At 50.1% G+C, this 15,373-nt stretch carries 14 protein-coding genes; 11 read left to right on the plus strand and 3 right to left on the minus strand.

Annotated elements, in window-relative coordinates:
• Positions 1-130: 130 nt before the first annotated feature.
• Positions 131-946, plus strand: a complete 816-nt coding sequence (locus ACYVK4_RS26415; protein ID WP_461130574.1) for an Fpg/Nei family DNA glycosylase — start codon at positions 131-133, stop codon at positions 944-946.
• 63 nt (positions 947-1,009) lie between these two features.
• Positions 1,010-1,870 (plus strand): pirin family protein, encoded by an 861-nt coding sequence (locus tag ACYVK4_RS26420; protein WP_461130575.1) that lies wholly within the window; start codon positions 1,010-1,012, stop codon positions 1,868-1,870.
• 97 nt (positions 1,871-1,967) lie between these two features.
• Here the strand turns inward: ACYVK4_RS26420 and ACYVK4_RS26425 are convergent, their stop codons facing one another.
• Entirely contained in the window at positions 1,968-2,321 is a 354-nt protein-coding gene (locus ACYVK4_RS26425) for a hypothetical protein (protein WP_461130576.1), read from the minus strand.
• A gap of 54 nt (positions 2,322-2,375) precedes the next feature.
• Positions 2,376-2,507, minus strand: a complete 132-nt coding sequence (locus ACYVK4_RS26430) for a hypothetical protein (RefSeq protein ID WP_461130577.1) — start codon at positions 2,505-2,507, stop codon at positions 2,376-2,378.
• Between the two features lie 155 nt (positions 2,508-2,662).
• Here ACYVK4_RS26430 and ACYVK4_RS26435 point away from each other — a divergent pair, with 155 nt between their 5' ends.
• From ACYVK4_RS26435 to ACYVK4_RS26445, 3 genes are all read left to right on the plus strand, one after another.
• Positions 2,663-3,340: a LexA family transcriptional regulator gene (locus ACYVK4_RS26435; protein ID WP_461130578.1), complete on the plus strand. Its 678-nt coding sequence runs from the start codon at positions 2,663-2,665 to the stop codon at positions 3,338-3,340.
• 157 nt (positions 3,341-3,497) lie between these two features.
• Positions 3,498-3,758 carry a redox-active disulfide protein 2 gene (locus ACYVK4_RS26440; protein WP_461130579.1) on the plus strand — a complete coding sequence of 87 codons (261 nt, stop codon included), beginning with the start codon at positions 3,498-3,500 and terminating at the stop codon, positions 3,756-3,758.
• 48 nt (positions 3,759-3,806) lie between these two features.
• Positions 3,807-4,292, plus strand: a complete 486-nt coding sequence (locus ACYVK4_RS26445; protein WP_461130580.1) for a gamma-glutamylcyclotransferase — start codon at positions 3,807-3,809, stop codon at positions 4,290-4,292.
• Positions 4,293-4,448: 156 nt separating this feature from the next.
• Here the strand turns inward: ACYVK4_RS26445 and ACYVK4_RS26450 are convergent, their stop codons facing one another.
• Positions 4,449-6,230: an ABC transporter ATP-binding protein gene (locus ACYVK4_RS26450; RefSeq protein ID WP_461130581.1), complete on the minus strand. Its 1,782-nt coding sequence runs from the start codon at positions 6,228-6,230 to the stop codon at positions 4,449-4,451.
• 347 nt (positions 6,231-6,577) lie between these two features.
• Between ACYVK4_RS26450 and fusA the strand changes: the two genes are divergently transcribed.
• The 6 genes from fusA (at position 6,578) to dxs (ending at position 15,272) form a co-directional block, all read left to right on the plus strand.
• Entirely contained in the window at positions 6,578-8,692 is a 2,115-nt protein-coding gene (gene fusA, locus ACYVK4_RS26455) for an elongation factor G (protein WP_461130582.1), read from the plus strand.
• 109 nt (positions 8,693-8,801) lie between these two features.
• Positions 8,802-9,107: a 30S ribosomal protein S10 gene (rpsJ, locus tag ACYVK4_RS26460; protein WP_012930032.1), complete on the plus strand. Its 306-nt coding sequence runs from the start codon at positions 8,802-8,804 to the stop codon at positions 9,105-9,107.
• A gap of 180 nt (positions 9,108-9,287) precedes the next feature.
• Positions 9,288-11,336, plus strand: a complete 2,049-nt coding sequence (mutL, locus tag ACYVK4_RS26465) for a DNA mismatch repair endonuclease MutL (RefSeq protein WP_461130583.1) — start codon at positions 9,288-9,290, stop codon at positions 11,334-11,336.
• A 35-nt stretch (positions 11,337-11,371) separates the two neighbouring features.
• Positions 11,372-12,151, plus strand: a complete 780-nt coding sequence (locus ACYVK4_RS26470; RefSeq protein ID WP_461130584.1) for a rhomboid family intramembrane serine protease — start codon at positions 11,372-11,374, stop codon at positions 12,149-12,151.
• A 2-nt stretch (positions 12,152-12,153) separates the two neighbouring features.
• The gene (locus ACYVK4_RS26475) at positions 12,154-13,080 is read left to right on the plus strand and encodes a rhomboid family intramembrane serine protease (protein WP_461130585.1); all 927 of its coding nucleotides are present in this window, start codon (positions 12,154-12,156) and stop codon (positions 13,078-13,080) included.
• A gap of 257 nt (positions 13,081-13,337) precedes the next feature.
• Positions 13,338-15,272 (plus strand): 1-deoxy-D-xylulose-5-phosphate synthase, encoded by a 1,935-nt coding sequence (dxs, locus tag ACYVK4_RS26480; protein WP_461130586.1) that lies wholly within the window; start codon positions 13,338-13,340, stop codon positions 15,270-15,272.
• The last annotated feature ends 101 nt before the right edge of the window (positions 15,273-15,373 follow it).

A 15,373-nucleotide genomic window follows, 5' to 3' on the forward strand; every position in this document is an offset into this window, starting at 1 on the left:
ACTATCAGGCAAATATACCGCAAAATAAATACTTAATTTTGGAAAAAGCTAATTATTCGATTTACACTAGCTAATTACTAGTCAAAAACAACCAGCTTGTACCTCTGGTTGTCCATTAAACGCTCTTAAGATGCCCGAATTACCAGAGGTCGAAATCAGACGCCAGTACCTCGAAACATCATCGCTCTATCAGACAATAACCCATATCGAAGTTGAGGATAAAAAGCTGCTGACCACCGATTACGCTACTCTGGTCAATGCACTCGTTGGACGACAGTTTACCGGTACGCAACGGGTCGGTAAAAACTTATTTATCTTCACCGATGTACAGGATGTTATTGTCCACATGCACTTTGGGATGACCGGCGATCTGGACTATTATCACGCATCGCTCGACCGGCCCCGCTTTGCCCGAATCGTGTTCGAGTTCAACTCCGGCTTCAATTTGGGCTTCCTCTGTCCCCGCAAGTTTGAGCGCGTTGGCCTGATCGACAATATAGATACGTTCTTACAGCGCAAAAAGATTGGCGAAGATGGTCTGGATATCTCTCTAAACACGCTTACCAAACAAGTACGTCGCAAAAAAGCTTTCATCAAACCGGTGCTGCTGGACCAGAGCGTTGTGGCCGGTTTGGGTAACTGGATCGTTGACGAAGTGCTTTTTCAGGCGTTCATCCACCCCGAACAACGCGCCGATACACTGACCGACGACCAGATGGTCAACCTCCATATAGCCATCCGGCTCGTACTCGAAACGGCCATTCGTTTTGAAGCTACCTACCGCGATTTCCCCGTTGGTTTCCTGATCCACGTTCGGGAATGGGACAACTCTCCCTACGACGACGTGGAAGCGCACAAGTACTGCCCCCGTTGCCAAACCCGCATTGAACGCTCTGTAGTGGGCGGACGAACCACGTTCTTTTGCCCGAATGAGCAACGTGTTTAGCTTATTTAAATGAACTACTCGGTGAAATAGTCGGTTCTATAATTACATGTATCTACACGTATTATGGCAACGCAACGTACTATTTCCGATATAAGAACCGCCACTCCTAATAGTGTGGGCGATGGCTTCATTGGCTTAAATGCTTTTCATCCCCAGGGGTCGCGGCCGTTCAACCCGTTTCTGATGCTGGATCACCACGGCCCCATGCAGGTTAAACCATCCGGGCAGCCGAAAGGCGTTGACGAGCACCCCCATCGGGGCTTCGAGACGGTGACGATTGTTTATAAAGGTGCTCTGGAACATCGTGATTCGGCCGGGAACCACGGCAAGCTCTACGCAGGCGATGTTCAGTGGATGACGGCCGCATCGGGCATCATTCACGAAGAGAAACACGAACGGGAGTTTTCTCGCCAGGGTGGCGTACTCGATTTTGTACAATTGTGGGTCAATCTACCCGCCAAAGACAAAATGAATCCACCCCGCTATCAGGATATTGCCTCGTCGAGAATTACCACAGCCGCACTACCCGGTGGCGGTCAATTGCGCGTGATTGCCGGTGATCTGGCGGGTGTACACGGCCCGGCCAACACCTTTAGCCCAATCACCGTTGCCGATTTAACCCTTGCCAGCGGTCAATCCGAAACGCTGACCGTACCGGCTGACCACACATTATTGATTTACATACTCAGCGGTCAGGCAACTATACACGGCGAGACCATCGAACGCGGGCAGATTGTGCTGACCAACACGGATGGTGATTCGCTTACACTATCGGGCAAAACAGATGCAAAAGTCCTGATTCTGGCTGGCGAACCGATCCAGGAGCCTATAGCTACTTATGGCCCGTTTGTGATGAACACGCGGGAGGAAATTATGCAAGCCTTCAGCGATTTTCAAGCCGGGAAAATGGGGGTGTTAAACTAATGAATGGGGTGTCATGAAGGCGTGCCACGGTCAGGAACCTTGGCACGCCTTGTCATGTACGGCCCACCGCACAAATCTTTACTATTGCCAAAGCCGATCACATCCCGATACCCCGGATTATTGCACAGTTCGGTAGCGCGGATTCGTTTGTCCGTGCCGAATTTTGCTTCCGATAATACAGTATCTGCCTGAATTTCCCTTTGCGGTCGTCATTTCCAAACAAACTCAACGGCACCACTTTGGTAGGTATAAACCGGAAAACGGCCACGCACATACTTTGCAAATGCTCATTCAGCACAGGCTCGCATCGGTGGGCTGCCTGAAACGTGTGTGAACGCTCCTGAATGATGATGCTGTACACTGCCTGCCCGTTCTGCTTCAGCTCCGAAAAATGCGCTTCGTAATTATAGGTCTTTCCGCTATGATACTGAAAAACGACAGATCCTGACAAAATACCCCACTTCGCTTATACAGAGGGCGCAATTACACAACCTTTCCGACCCGTTTACACACATATACCCATCGAGTGCCCACGGAGCCAGTAGTTGTCCTGCTGCTCGCAGGAGGCAAAGAAGCTGTTCATGCTGACAAAAAGAATCGTTGGCAGCGTATGAGAGGCAAGGCGGTTGCGGTTCATTAATTTTTGGATAAGAAAGTATCTTTGGACACAGTAGCGCGTCTATATTTTGACTATGTTTGTTGTAATACAAGCGCAATATATTTTACTTGTATTATATTGTCCAATTTTTAAATGACAATGTTTGAAAATTGTCAAAGAAAATTTTGATCTCCGTGACCATACAAGATCGGCTAAAACAGGTTTTTGATGCCCTTGGCATCACTATCTACCAGATCGCCAAAGAGTTAGGCGAAAACCCATCAAAATTTTACAATATTTTGAATGGTAGAGCAAAACCTTCATATGACACAATTATGAGTTTGCTGGCCTGCTACCCGCAGATCAGCGCTGATTACCTGATTCGGGGCATTCTGCCCGTCCTGAACTCCCCACAAGCCAATGCCCGCATGATGCCTGTGGACGAAGACACCCTGGAGGTGCCTTTCATCCCGGTGAAGTTTTATGCCAGCTTTGTTGAAAGTTTCAGCGATGGCATCAGCGCAACCGATGTGGAGCAATTCCGGGTACGGAAACCCATCATGAAGGGGCATAAAAACGCCGTCGTACTGGAAATTTCCGGGAATAGCATGAGCCCGCAACTGGCTCACGGTGCCAAAGTGCTGGCTATACCCGTTAGCGAAAACAACTGGGAATACCAGTCGGGGGGCGTTTATGCCGTGATGTACCGGGATTACTTTGTTGTGAAGCGCATCCGGGACAACGAACTGTTAACCCGCAAATACCTGACCCTCCACTCCGACAATCCCAACGGCGGCAATGTAACAGTGCCCTTACAGGACATTCGCGGTCTTTGGAAGATCGTAGCGATCGTAGAAGCGCCGGTAGAGTAACGGCAACCTCCGCTGACGAAAAAGGATTTATAGACCCCAGAGGCACAGAGCGCACAGAGATTTTAGAAACAGGCACGTGGCCTGCCAACAGAAATCGCTGTGCGCTTTGTGCCTCTGTGGTTTATAAATCCTTCTGTTTTTATCCTAAATTAGTCGCATGAAAAAGCCGACAATTCAGGAGATGAGCAACGAGGATTTGCTCAAACGAAAGAAAACAACCGAGGTCGTAACGGGTGCGCTGGGCGGGTTACTGACGCTGTTGTTGATTGCCGCCATCTTCTTGTGTGTCAACAAGAACTTATCGGTTGGCCTCCCTCTTCTCATAATTCCGCTCTCACTATCTGCTGTTCTATTTACTAATATAGCGGATGTGAAAGCTGTCAGGAAGGAATTAGACAGTCGAAATTCAATTAGTTGACCTTTAGCCTGCGTGGACACCTTCCCGTCGACTTGAGGCAGCCAACCAATGCAGGACATGTACGAAAGCACATCCGATCTGGACCAACTAATTAAGGCTTTAAATAAGCACAAACAAATAGCGGGCGTTACGTTGAATAACCTCGACGAGTCGGGGTTGACGGAGCGCGAAAAGGACTTCATTCGGCTCTACAAGCCCGAAACGTCTTTGATTATTTATGGCACGCTGGCCCCGAATAAACCGAACCATTCGGTGGTTGAACACATCAGGGGAGAATGGCAGCGTGCCCTGGTTAAAGGCAAATTAGAGAATAAAGGCTGGGGAGCCGAACTGGGCTATTACGGGTTTAAGCATGCCGATCGGGCTAACCAGACAGACATAGAAGCATTCATACTCCTGTCGGATGAGTTGGTGGCCAACTGGGCTTATCTGGATGATTTTGAGGGCGACGGTTATACACGTGTACTAGCCGCGTACACAGTAGCAAGCGGGGAGACGGGTGTCGGGTACATATACGCCATCAACGAGCCCTAACGCAGGTGTCGGCGTGCACGCTGTATAAAGTGCCTTTCCATACACAGAAGGCCGGAGCCGGACGGCTGAGTGCCATAGTTATTAACTGCCACAGTCCTATTGGTATAACTACGGCGCATCAATAACTATGGCACTCAAACGTCAAACGCAGCCTTTTTACACCAGCGCCGGTTGTTCCATAACATCCTTCTGGTGTGCCCACATCTCCTGGAATACATCACTCCGCACCTGCAGCTCCGCGAAGCTGCCTTCGTCGATGATCTTGCCGTCCTGCATAATGTATATGTAGTCGAACAGGGGCAGCAAATGCAGTCGGTGCAGCGTTGACACAACCGCCTTGTCGGCAAACTCATTCAGCAGTTTCCGGTAAATAGCCAGTTCCGTTTTGGGGTCGATGCTGCTTGTTGGTTCATCGAGCAAAACGATGTCGCTGGTGCGGGCGGCCAGTACACCCCGCGCCAGGGCCAGCCGTTGCCGCTGCCCGCCGGACAAATTCAGTCCTTTCTCCTGAATATTCGTTTCCAGTCCGTTAGGCAGTCGACTTACCACTTCATGGAAACGGGCCACCTGGCAAACGCGGGCAATCGTTTCATCGTCGAACGGCAGGCCGAGGGTGATGTTATAGGCAATCGTATTTTCGAAGATTTCCGGCTCCTGCGGAAACAGCGTTACCGTATTCGTGACCGCGTTCAGACCCGATAGTTCTTCGCCATCTACCCAAACCGACATACCCGGCTCCGGCTGGTACAACCCCCGCAGAAGCGTCAGCAGCGTGCTTTTACCCGAACCGCTCTCACCAATGAAGGCGATCCGCTGACCCCGTCTTAGACTAATTTTCAACTCATTCAGGTTGGCCACTTTTTTCGATGAGCCGAAGGTGCGGCCATGCGAGAAATTAAGGCCGCTGATGCTGACCGTTTTCCAGTTTCTGGGCAGCATTTCTTCTTCCGGGCGCACATGCTGGGCGTAAGCCTCGCCAATGCCCCGCGCCGTTTGTACGTCGGTGTTGTACTGAACTATCTGCGTATACTGAAAAGCTACATCATTGAATACACTCGTAAACTGGTTCACATACCCCAGCAGCGTGACCAGACCACCAATCATGAACACCTGCCCCGGCACATAATGCTGATAGATATAGCCCGTCGACATAACAATGTAGATCAGCGTAACCAGCAGCGTGGCTACAAACCATTTCCACTCGTTGATCTTTACCTGTCTTAGGAATGGGGGCAGAACCGCGTCTACCTTTTGACCGAAGCTAGCCTCTATGCGTTGTTCCAGCCGCAGGGTAATGACCGTAATAATATTCGACAGGTTGTCGAACAGGCTGGCCGAAACGACGTGCTCGTGTTCGTTGGTTTCGTCGAGTGCCTTGATAAACGGACGGTCGAAGCGGAGAATGACCCAAACCGTCAACGAGCCCAGCGCAAGACCTATAATACCAAACGCCGGGGAGAAGTAAAGCATGGCGCCAAAGGAGAAAACCAGCTTAAACAGCGCGTTGAGGTAAACGAATCCTCCCTGAAAGAAGCCTTTCAGCGCATTATAAGCTTTCGTGATCCGGCTGATCGTATCACCGCTATGGTGTTCCTTATGCCAGCTGACGGGTAGATGCAGCGTTTGATGAAACAACTCATCCAGAAAATTTCGGCTCAGGTTAAAGGCCAGTCGGCGTTCCATAACGCGGGCCGGGCCATGAAAAGACCAATCCAGCAACATCAGGCCCAGATGAGCCCCGGCATACATCCAGATCAGTTTGGGAATATCGGTTTGCTGCTTTTGAAGTTCACCAACGAACCAGCCAAATAACAGGGGAAAAGCGGCTCTGACGACATTAGCCAGGACAAAGAGAAGATAAACGAGCACATACTGCCGCTTTTCGTACCGGGCATACGTCCAGGCAGTACGTAGCAGGGCTACATACGGGTTTTTCATGAAGGTTTAAGTTACGGTCTATTTACTCTAACGAATATAGAGAGATATATTCATAGAACAAGAAAATCGTTAACAAAATGTAAATTTTAATCCCGTTTTTACAATATACGAACTGAGCGATGTTTCAGGCGACAGCTACAGCTATCCCCGACACGTGGGTTGGCAGGCAAGCCCTGGGGCATTTACAGCACAAGGCATTCGTTAACAGTATATTCTTTACGATTCAATTTGATTTGTGGTTGACTTTCAGTAATTTTGCGTCCTGATTCGCAAAGAGGCCTTCCGATAACAGGCAAGCGCTTCTTTCTTCGATTGTAGAAAAACATAACTTTCAGTATAACAAGCTAATGGCTCGCGATTTAAATTTCACGAGAAACATCGGTATCGCTGCCCACATTGATGCGGGTAAGACGACAACAACCGAACGAATTCTCTATTACGCCGGAGTAAGCCACAAGATTGGTGAGGTACACGATGGTGCCGCAACGATGGACTGGATGGAACAGGAGCAAGAGCGGGGTATTACCATTACCTCTGCCGCTACCACTGTTGACTGGACCTACCGCGCCAATAAGTACCACATTAACATCATTGACACACCAGGTCACGTTGACTTCACGGTTGAAGTGAACCGTTCGCTGCGTGTACTGGATGGTCTGGTGTTCCTTTTCAGCGCCGTTGACGGGGTTGAGCCACAGTCGGAAACCAACTGGCGTCTGGCTAACAATTACAACGTAGCTCGTCTGGGCTTCGTTAACAAAATGGACCGCTCCGGCGCCGATTTCCTGAACGTGTGCAAGCAGGTGAAGGAAATGCTGGGTAGCTACGCTGTTCCCCTTCAGTTGCCCATCGGCGAAGAAGAGAACTTCAAAGGCGTGGTTGACCTCGTTAACTTCCGCGGTATCCAGTGGAATGAAGATGATAAAGGTATGACGTTCCAGGAGGTTCCCATTCCAGCCGATATGCTGGATGAAGCAACCGAATGGCGCGAAAAACTTCTGGAAGCTGTTGCCGAATTCGACGACAAGCTCATGGAGAAATACTTCGAAGATCCTGAGTCGATCTCGGAAGATGAAATTCTGGCCGCTCTGCGTAAAGCAACCATCGCCATGAAAATCGTTCCGATGCTTTGCGGTTCATCCTTCAAAAACAAAGGCGTGCAAACCATGCTCGACTATGTGATGGCCCTGTTGCCATCGCCGTTGGACAAGGAAAGCATCAAAGGAACCAATCCAGACACGGGTGCCGAAATTTCCCGGAAACCGTCGACGACGGAACCGTTCTCTGGCCTTGCCTTTAAAATTGCTACTGACCCTTACGTTGGTCGTCTTTGCTTCGTTCGTTCGTACTCGGGTGTTCTGGAGTCTGGCTCATATATCCTGAACAACCGTTCGGGCAACAAAGAGCGGATCTCCCGGATTTTCCAGATGCACGCCAACAAGCAGAACCAGATCGAACGTCTGGAGGCTGGTGACATTGGTGCCGTAGTTGGTTTTAAAGACATCAAAACCGGCGATACGCTGTCGGATGAGAAGCACCCAATCATTCTTGAGTCGATGATTTTCCCCGAGCCAGTTATCGGGTATGCCATCGAGCCTAAGAAATCGGCCGACCAGGATAACTTCTCGAAAGCCATTGGTAAACTGATCGAAGAAGACCCAACCCTTAAAGTTGAGTCGAACGAAGAGACCGGCCAGACCATTATCCGTGGTATGGGCGAGCTTCACCTCGAAATCATCATCGACCGCATGCGTCGTGAGTTCAAGGTGGAAGTTAACCAGGGTGCGCCACAGGTAGCCTATAAAGAGAAGCTGACGAAAAACGTTGAACACCGCGAAGTTTACAAGAAACAAACGGGTGGTCGCGGTAAATTTGCCGATATCGTATTTGAACTCGGACCACGGGAACAAGACGAAACCGGTGTTGTGCAGCCAGGTCTGGAATTCGTTAATGGTATCGTAGGTGGTGTAATTCCCCGTGAATTTATCCCCGCCGTTCAGAAAGGCTTTGACGAGTCGCTGAAAAACGGTCCGTTAGCCGGCTTCCCGCTCGAAAGCATGAAAGTTCGGTTGTTCCACGGTTCGTACCACGACGTTGACTCCGACTCGCTGTCGTTCGAAATGGCCGCTCGTTTAGGTTTCCGGGAAGCAGCTCGTCAGGCTGGTCCGAAACTGCTCGAACCAATCATGGCCGTTGAAGTATTGACACCGGAAGAATATACCGGTCCAATCACGGGTGACCTCAACCGTCGCCGGGGTGTTATGAAAGGTATGGATACGAAAGCCGGATCGCAGGTGATCAAGGCCGACGTTCCTCTTTCGGAACTGTTCGGTTACGTAACGGATCTGCGCACCATGTCGTCGGGTCGTGCTACGGCTAACCTGACATTTGCTCACTACGAAGTTGTTCCGCAAAACATTGCTGACGGCGTTGTAGCGAAAGAAAAAGGTACAGGAAAATAAGTCTTTCAGGATATTGGGCAGTTGGTCAATTTGACCGACTGCCCATTTTTTGTGTCGCTGGAGTAAATGGTTCTTTCGGCGGCATATTCACATAACGAACCAAAACACAATGAGCCAAAAAATTCGCATTAAGCTAAAGTCGTTCGACCACATGCTGGTTGACAAATCGGCTGAGAAAATCGTGAAAGCGGTTAAGTCGACGGGTGCTATCGTCAGCGGCCCCATCCCTCTGCCAACGAACAAAGAAATCTATACCGTATTGCGGTCGCCCCACGTCAATAAAAAGGCGCGGGAACAGTTTCAACTGTGTACCTACAAGCGGTTGGTCGATATCTACAGCAGCAGTGCCAAAACAGTAGACGCGCTGATGAAGCTCGAACTGCCCAGTGGTGTTGACGTAGAAATCAAAGTCTAACGATTTTCTGCCAAAGGCTTAAAATGCCGCAAGTGAGAGACCTAAACCGTTTCCTGCTTGCGGCATTTTGCATTCCGGCTAATTTCCTTGTATTACGGTTGAATTATAAGTACTTCTAACGGGTTATTTTTGTATATTGTATAGGACGGCAACCCGCCGTTCCAGGAGATTTTATCCGTTATGTTAAACGTTATCCAGCTTCTGCCCGATTCGATTGCCAACCAGATTGCCGCTGGTGAAGTCGTTCAGCGACCAGCCTCGGTGGTGAAAGAGTTGCTGGAGAATTCGGTAGATGCTAAAGCGAAATCAGTACAGGTTATTATTCGGGAAGCCGGGCGCAATCTGATCCAAATTGTAGACGATGGCGTTGGGATGACGGAAACCGACGCCCGCATGAGCTTCGAGCGCCATGCGACGTCTAAAATCCGAACGTCCGACGATCTGTTCCGTATTCGGACCATGGGCTTCCGGGGCGAAGCGCTGGCATCTATTGCGGCCGTTGCTCAGATCGAGATGCGTACCCGCCGGGCCGAAGAGGAACTGGGTACCCTGATTCGTATTGAAGGGTCGGACATTAAAGCGCAGGAGTCGATCTCCTGCCTGCCGGGCACCAACCTGCTCATCAAAAACCTATTTTTTAACGTCCCCGCCCGGCGCAACTTCCTCAAGTCGAACTCGGTGGAGATGCGTCATATTATCGACGAGTTTCAGCGGGTCGCTCTGGCTAACCCCGAAGTTGGCTTTTCGCTCTTTCATAACGATCAGGAAATTTATAACCTGCCCGCCGGAAAACTCAGCCGCCGGATCGTCGATATGTTCGGCAAGAGTTACCGCGAGCAGCTGAACTTTTGCGAAGAGCAAACGCCCTATGTGACGGTACATGGCTACATCGGCAAACCCGAATCGGCCAAGAAAGCCCGCAACGAACAGTTTTTCTTTGTCAACAACCGATTTATCAAGCACAATTACCTGCATCATGCGGTTGTGGGTGCTTACGAAGGAACATTGCCCGAAGGCAGCCATCCTTTCTATGTGTTGTTTATCGACATTGACCCGTCGCACATCGACATCAACATTCACCCGACCAAGACGGAGATAAAGTTTGACGATGAGCGGTCGGTATACGCCATTATGATGGCAGCTGTTCGGAAAGCGGTGGGCCTCTATAACCTGTCGCCTTCGCTGGATTTCGACTCGGACGTTAATTTCCTGGCCGGTGTTCGTCCGGGAACGTCCAAAGCTCCTGCCACCGATGTTAAGGCGGATGCGTCGGCAAGTCCACCGGAGCGAAACGGTGCCCGGCCTATTACCCCAACCTGGGCATCAAGTGCTCCACAGCCCGTTAATGAGCGAAGTTCACTGCGGAATGAGTCACTGGACAAAGCCGCCGGACGCAGCTTCGATATGCCCAAAAAGCCGGATCGGCCCTCGGTCAACAATTGGCAGACGCTGTATGAGGGCGTAGCTTCGACCGGCACCGGCGATCATCCGGCCCAGGCCGCCGGTGCTCCTCAGGAAGGCGACTGGCTGGGCGCTGTCCGGCAGGCAACGCCCAACTCCCCTGAGCCGGGTTCCGTCGAACATGAGCCCATTACAATGGGAAGCCGGGCCAATCAATTGCAGGTCGATCTGGCAACTCAGGAACAAGATGTGCCGGTATTGGTTGATGATGATACCATCGTTCAGATTCAGAATCGTTACCTATTGGCACCCGTCAAGTCTGGAATGCTGCTGATCGACCAGCGACGGGCTCACGAACGGATTCTCTACGATCAATTTCAGGCATCGCTGACAAAGCGAAACGGGGCTTCTCAGCAGCTTTTATTTCCTAAAACGATTACGCTGATGCCCGTCGATTTTCAGCTGGCCCTCGACCTGCGCGACGATCTGACGAACCTGGGATTTGAGTTTGACGAGTTGGGAGCCAATACGTTTGTTATTCGGGGCGTACCGGCGCTGATTATGGGCGAAAATGAAGAAGAGTTATTTGCCAATCTGCTGGCACAGCTGCGGGCCGACACTGGTCGGCTGAAGCTGGACCGGATCGAATCGATGGCCCGGTCGCTGGCCCGGCGGTCGGCCATGCGCTACACGAACCGGTTAAGTGCAACGGAGCGAAAGGCATTAGTAAATCAATTATTTGCGTCAGCAAATCCAAGCTACACGCCTACCGGAGAGCCGGTAACGGTTGTGTTGTCGTTGGATAAGATTGCGGGACTTTTTCGCTGATTATTGAGTTAATCAGCATAACTTGTGAATATAAGATGTTTTCACTTTCTCCAGTTGTTCGCGTTCTGTTAATAATAAACGTTTTGGTATTTTTTGTTACAAATGAGTACATCATCGAGCAGTTTGGCCTCCACTCATTTTTATCAGATAAATTCAACCCGATTCAGTTATTAACGCACATGTTTCTGCACGGTGGTTTTAACCACATTTTCAGTAACATGATTGGTTTGATTGTGTTTGGTCCTATGCTGGAGCGCTACTGGGGTCCTCGCCGGTTTACGTTCTTTTACTTTTTCACCGGTTTGGGCGCGGCACTCCTGTTTTCAGGTATTAACTATTTTGAGATGCACGACGTCTATGAAATGGTTCAGACCTACAGGGCAGACCCAGGTTATGATAGTTTTCTGGGCTTCGTTGATGTACACGCAAGCTCTTATTACGACGGGCTGGTACCGTTCATTGAAAAGTTCAAGGCTTACCCAACAGACAGTAACAACCTGCAGGACAGTGTTCGTATCGTAAATCGAATATTTACCAATCAGGTCGATGAACCAATGGTGGGTGCCTCCGGGGCAATTTTTGGTGTTATTATGGGGTTTGGACTATTATTTCCGAACACTCAACTATTTTTATTGTTTCCACCTATACCGGTTAAAGCTAAATATCTCGTTATTTTCTACGGGGCGTTAGAGCTTTACTCGGGAGTCTATCGGGCACAAACCGACAACGTTGCTCATTTCGCCCACATCGGCGGCATGTTGTTTGCATTTATATTAGTGAAATACTGGGGTTCACAACGAAAAACGTTTTATTAAGAATGAGCGGGTTGTTCGATGATTTTCGGAGCGAATTCAATAAGCCCAACAATACGTTGGTGCAATTGATACTGGTTAATGTCGTCGTGTTTCTGGTCCTGTTGCTGACTAAAGTTAGTCTGACAATGGCCGAAAACACAGGCTTGTATACTTACATCGGAAGTCAGTTAATGATTCCGGGTAATATCAATGCCTTTCTGCATAAACCCTGGACGCTGTTTACGTACTTTTTTACGCATGAAGAGATTTTTCACATTCTCTACAACATGCTGTTTTTGTACTGGTTTGGTCGGCTGATCGACGAGTACCTGGGCAATCGCCGTCTCATGGGCCTGTACATCATGGGGGGTATTGCCGGTGGCCTGCTGTTTCTGGCCATGTACAACCTGGTTCCTTATTTCCAAAATCAGGCCGATAGCCGCCCGATGCTGGGGGCCTCGGCTGCGGCTTTCTCTGTAGCCGTGGGTGCAGCTACCTTATTGCCGAACTACACCTTTCATCTGTTGTTCTTTGGTCCGGTACGGATCAAATACATCGTTTTCTTTTTTATCATTCTGTCCGTTGCTCAATCAGCCGGGTCGAATGCCGGTGGCCACCTTGCGCACCTGGGTGGAGCGCTCATGGGGTTTGCCTATGTCAAATTGCTGCAGAACGGAACCGACCTTGGCCGCCCGATCTATTGGCTGGCTGACGGATGGAGCAATCTGCTCAAACCAAAACCAGCCATCAAAGTATCCTACCGGCAGCGGAGCAATGCCAGCGCCCAGACCAGCGCTTATGTAGCTTCGGCTGGTGCGTCTTCCGCTTCGGCTTCTACACCGGATCAGGATGAGGTCGACAACATTCTAGATAAAATCTCCCGCTCTGGCTACGAAAGCCTTACCCGCGAAGAAAAACAAAAACTTTTCCGCGCCAGCCAACGCAATTAGCCAACGGTCCTTATTGACAAATCGGGGTTCTATCTGTTTTTTGCCCGATAAATTGCGCAAATAAACACATACTGGTTCTCATAAAAATCTAAGCCTTATCTGCCAACGTAAGTATACAGGCAGCTTAAGGCTTAGATTTTTTATAATTATTAAATTTTGTAGTAGATTCGCTTCTTAAATGCTGTTGGCAAACTGTCAATAGAACAAAGGTTTCTGTACGTGTGTTGTTGTAAGACAGACGCTTATCTGCTACCACCATGCTGATTACCCCTGGCAGCCTTCTTGCCACGATTAATACTCCTGAAGATCTTCGTAAACTCGATAAATCCCGCTTGCCCCAGGTTGCCGATGAATTGCGTCAATTCATTATCGATGATGTGTCGGTATATGGCGGGCATTTTGGGGCTAGCCTTGGGGTGGTTGAATTAACCGTCGCGCTTCATTACGTGTTCAATACGCCCGACGACCAGCTGGTTTGGGATGTGGGCCACCAGGCCTATGGCCATAAAATCCTGACCGGTCGTCGCGAAAAATTTCACACCAATCGGTTCTATAAAGGCTTGTCCGGCTTTCCAAAACGGAAAGAAAGCGAGTACGACTCGTTTGGTGTCGGGCATTCTTCCACCTCGATCTCGGCCGCCCTGGGGATGGCGGTAGCGTCGCAGCTACAGGGCAACCAGCAACGTAATCATATAGCGGTCATTGGTGATGGTGCTCTAACGGCCGGCGAAGCTTTTGAAGGCATGAACCATGCCGGTGCCACGGACAGCAATCTGCTGATTGTTCTGAACGACAACTGCATGAGCATCGACCCGAACGTAGGAGCCCTGCGCGAATACCTGACCGATATCACCACCTCGCAGACCTATAACCGGGTAAAAGACGAAGTCTGGAACTTGCTCGGCAAAATGGATAAGCTGGGCAAAACCGCTCAGGAGCTGGTGTCGCAGGTGCAGTCGGGAATCAAGAGTTCTTTGCTGGAGCAGAGTAATCTGTTTGAATCGCTCCACCTTCGCTACTTCGGACCTATCGACGGTCATGATATCGATCATCTGGTGAGTGTGCTGGATGACCTTAAGCATATTCCCGGCCCGAAGCTGCTGCACATTCTGACCGTAAAAGGGAAAGGCTACGGCCCCGCCGAGAAAGACCAGACCAAATGGCACGCGCCGGGTCTGTTTGATAAAGTGACGGGCGTTATCCAGAAAAAAGTATACGACACGCCACAACCGCCCAAATATCAGGACGTGTTTGGCAATACATTAGTGGAGTTGGCGGAAAAGAACCCCCGTATTGTGGGCGTAACACCCGCTATGCCCTCGGGTTCGTCGATGAACATTATGATGAAGGCCATGCCCAAGCGGGCCTTCGACGTAGGTATTGCCGAGCAACATGCCGTTACCTTCTCGGCAGGTATGGCGACGCAGGGCGAGGTTGTTTTCTGTAATATCTATTCGACGTTCATGCAACGGGCCTACGACCAGGTCATTCACGACGTCTGTATTCAGGAACTTCCCGTTATTTTCTGTCTCGATCGCGCTGGTTTTGCCGGCGCCGACGGTCCCACGCACCACGGGGCTTATGATCTGGCCTACATGCGCTGTATCCCGAACATGATCGTGGCAGCCCCCATGAACGAACAGGAGCTCCGAAACATGATGTTTACGGCGCAATCGGACGACATTCAACAGGGAAAACAGGCGTTCACCATCCGGTATCCGCGTGGCGAAGGTGTTATGCCGAACTGGCGTACACCGCTCGAAAAACAGGTTGTTGGCAAAGGTCGCCTTGTCAGCGATGGCGAAGAGGTCGCCATTTTAACGATCGGTCACATTGGTAATTATGCCGTTGAAGCCACACAAATGCTGGCAAAAGAAGGCATTCGCCCCGCCCACTTCGACATGCGCTACGTGAAGCCACTGGACGAAGCCTTGCTGCATCAGATTTTCAGCCGCTTCGACCGGGTACTAACCGTAGAGGATGGTTGTGTGATGGGTGGTTTTGGCAGTGCCGTACTGGAATTTATGGCCGATCATGGCTACATGGCCCGTGTGAAGCGTCTGGGTATTCCGGATGCGGTTATTGAACATGGGGAACAGATTGAACTTCATCACGAGTGCGGCTTCGACCCTCAGGGAATTGCCGATGCCGTACGTGAATTACTCTTCACAGGCCGGACAATAGCGGTCTAAAAACACCGGAACGCGGATTAAACAGATTGAGCGGATTTTTGCGGATAAATAAATCCGTTTCAATCCGCTCAATCTGTTTAATCCGCGTTCTGCTTATTTTT

The organism is Spirosoma aerophilum (assembly GCF_054782495.1).

Coding starts and splice junctions, on each gene's coding strand:
- ACYVK4_RS26415 (WP_461130574.1), top strand. CDS start 131: ATGCCCGAATTACCAGAGGTCGAAATCAGACGCCAGTACCTCGAAACA.
- ACYVK4_RS26420 (WP_461130575.1), top strand. CDS start 1,010: ATGGCAACGCAACGTACTATTTCCGATATAAGAACCGCCACTCCTAAT.
- ACYVK4_RS26430 (WP_461130577.1), bottom strand. CDS start 2,507: ATGAACCGCAACCGCCTTGCCTCTCATACGCTGCCAACGATTCTTTTT.
- ACYVK4_RS26440 (WP_461130579.1), top strand. CDS start 3,498: ATGAAAAAGCCGACAATTCAGGAGATGAGCAACGAGGATTTGCTCAAA.
- ACYVK4_RS26445 (WP_461130580.1), top strand. CDS start 3,807: ATGCAGGACATGTACGAAAGCACATCCGATCTGGACCAACTAATTAAG.
- ACYVK4_RS26450 (WP_461130581.1), bottom strand. CDS start 6,230: ATGAAAAACCCGTATGTAGCCCTGCTACGTACTGCCTGGACGTATGCC.
- fusA (WP_461130582.1), top strand. CDS start 6,578: ATGGCTCGCGATTTAAATTTCACGAGAAACATCGGTATCGCTGCCCAC.
- rpsJ (WP_012930032.1), top strand. CDS start 8,802: ATGAGCCAAAAAATTCGCATTAAGCTAAAGTCGTTCGACCACATGCTG.
- mutL (WP_461130583.1), top strand. CDS start 9,288: ATGTTAAACGTTATCCAGCTTCTGCCCGATTCGATTGCCAACCAGATT.
- ACYVK4_RS26470 (WP_461130584.1), top strand. CDS start 11,372: ATGTTTTCACTTTCTCCAGTTGTTCGCGTTCTGTTAATAATAAACGTT.
- ACYVK4_RS26475 (WP_461130585.1), top strand. CDS start 12,154: ATGAGCGGGTTGTTCGATGATTTTCGGAGCGAATTCAATAAGCCCAAC.
- dxs (WP_461130586.1), top strand. CDS start 13,338: ATGCTGATTACCCCTGGCAGCCTTCTTGCCACGATTAATACTCCTGAA.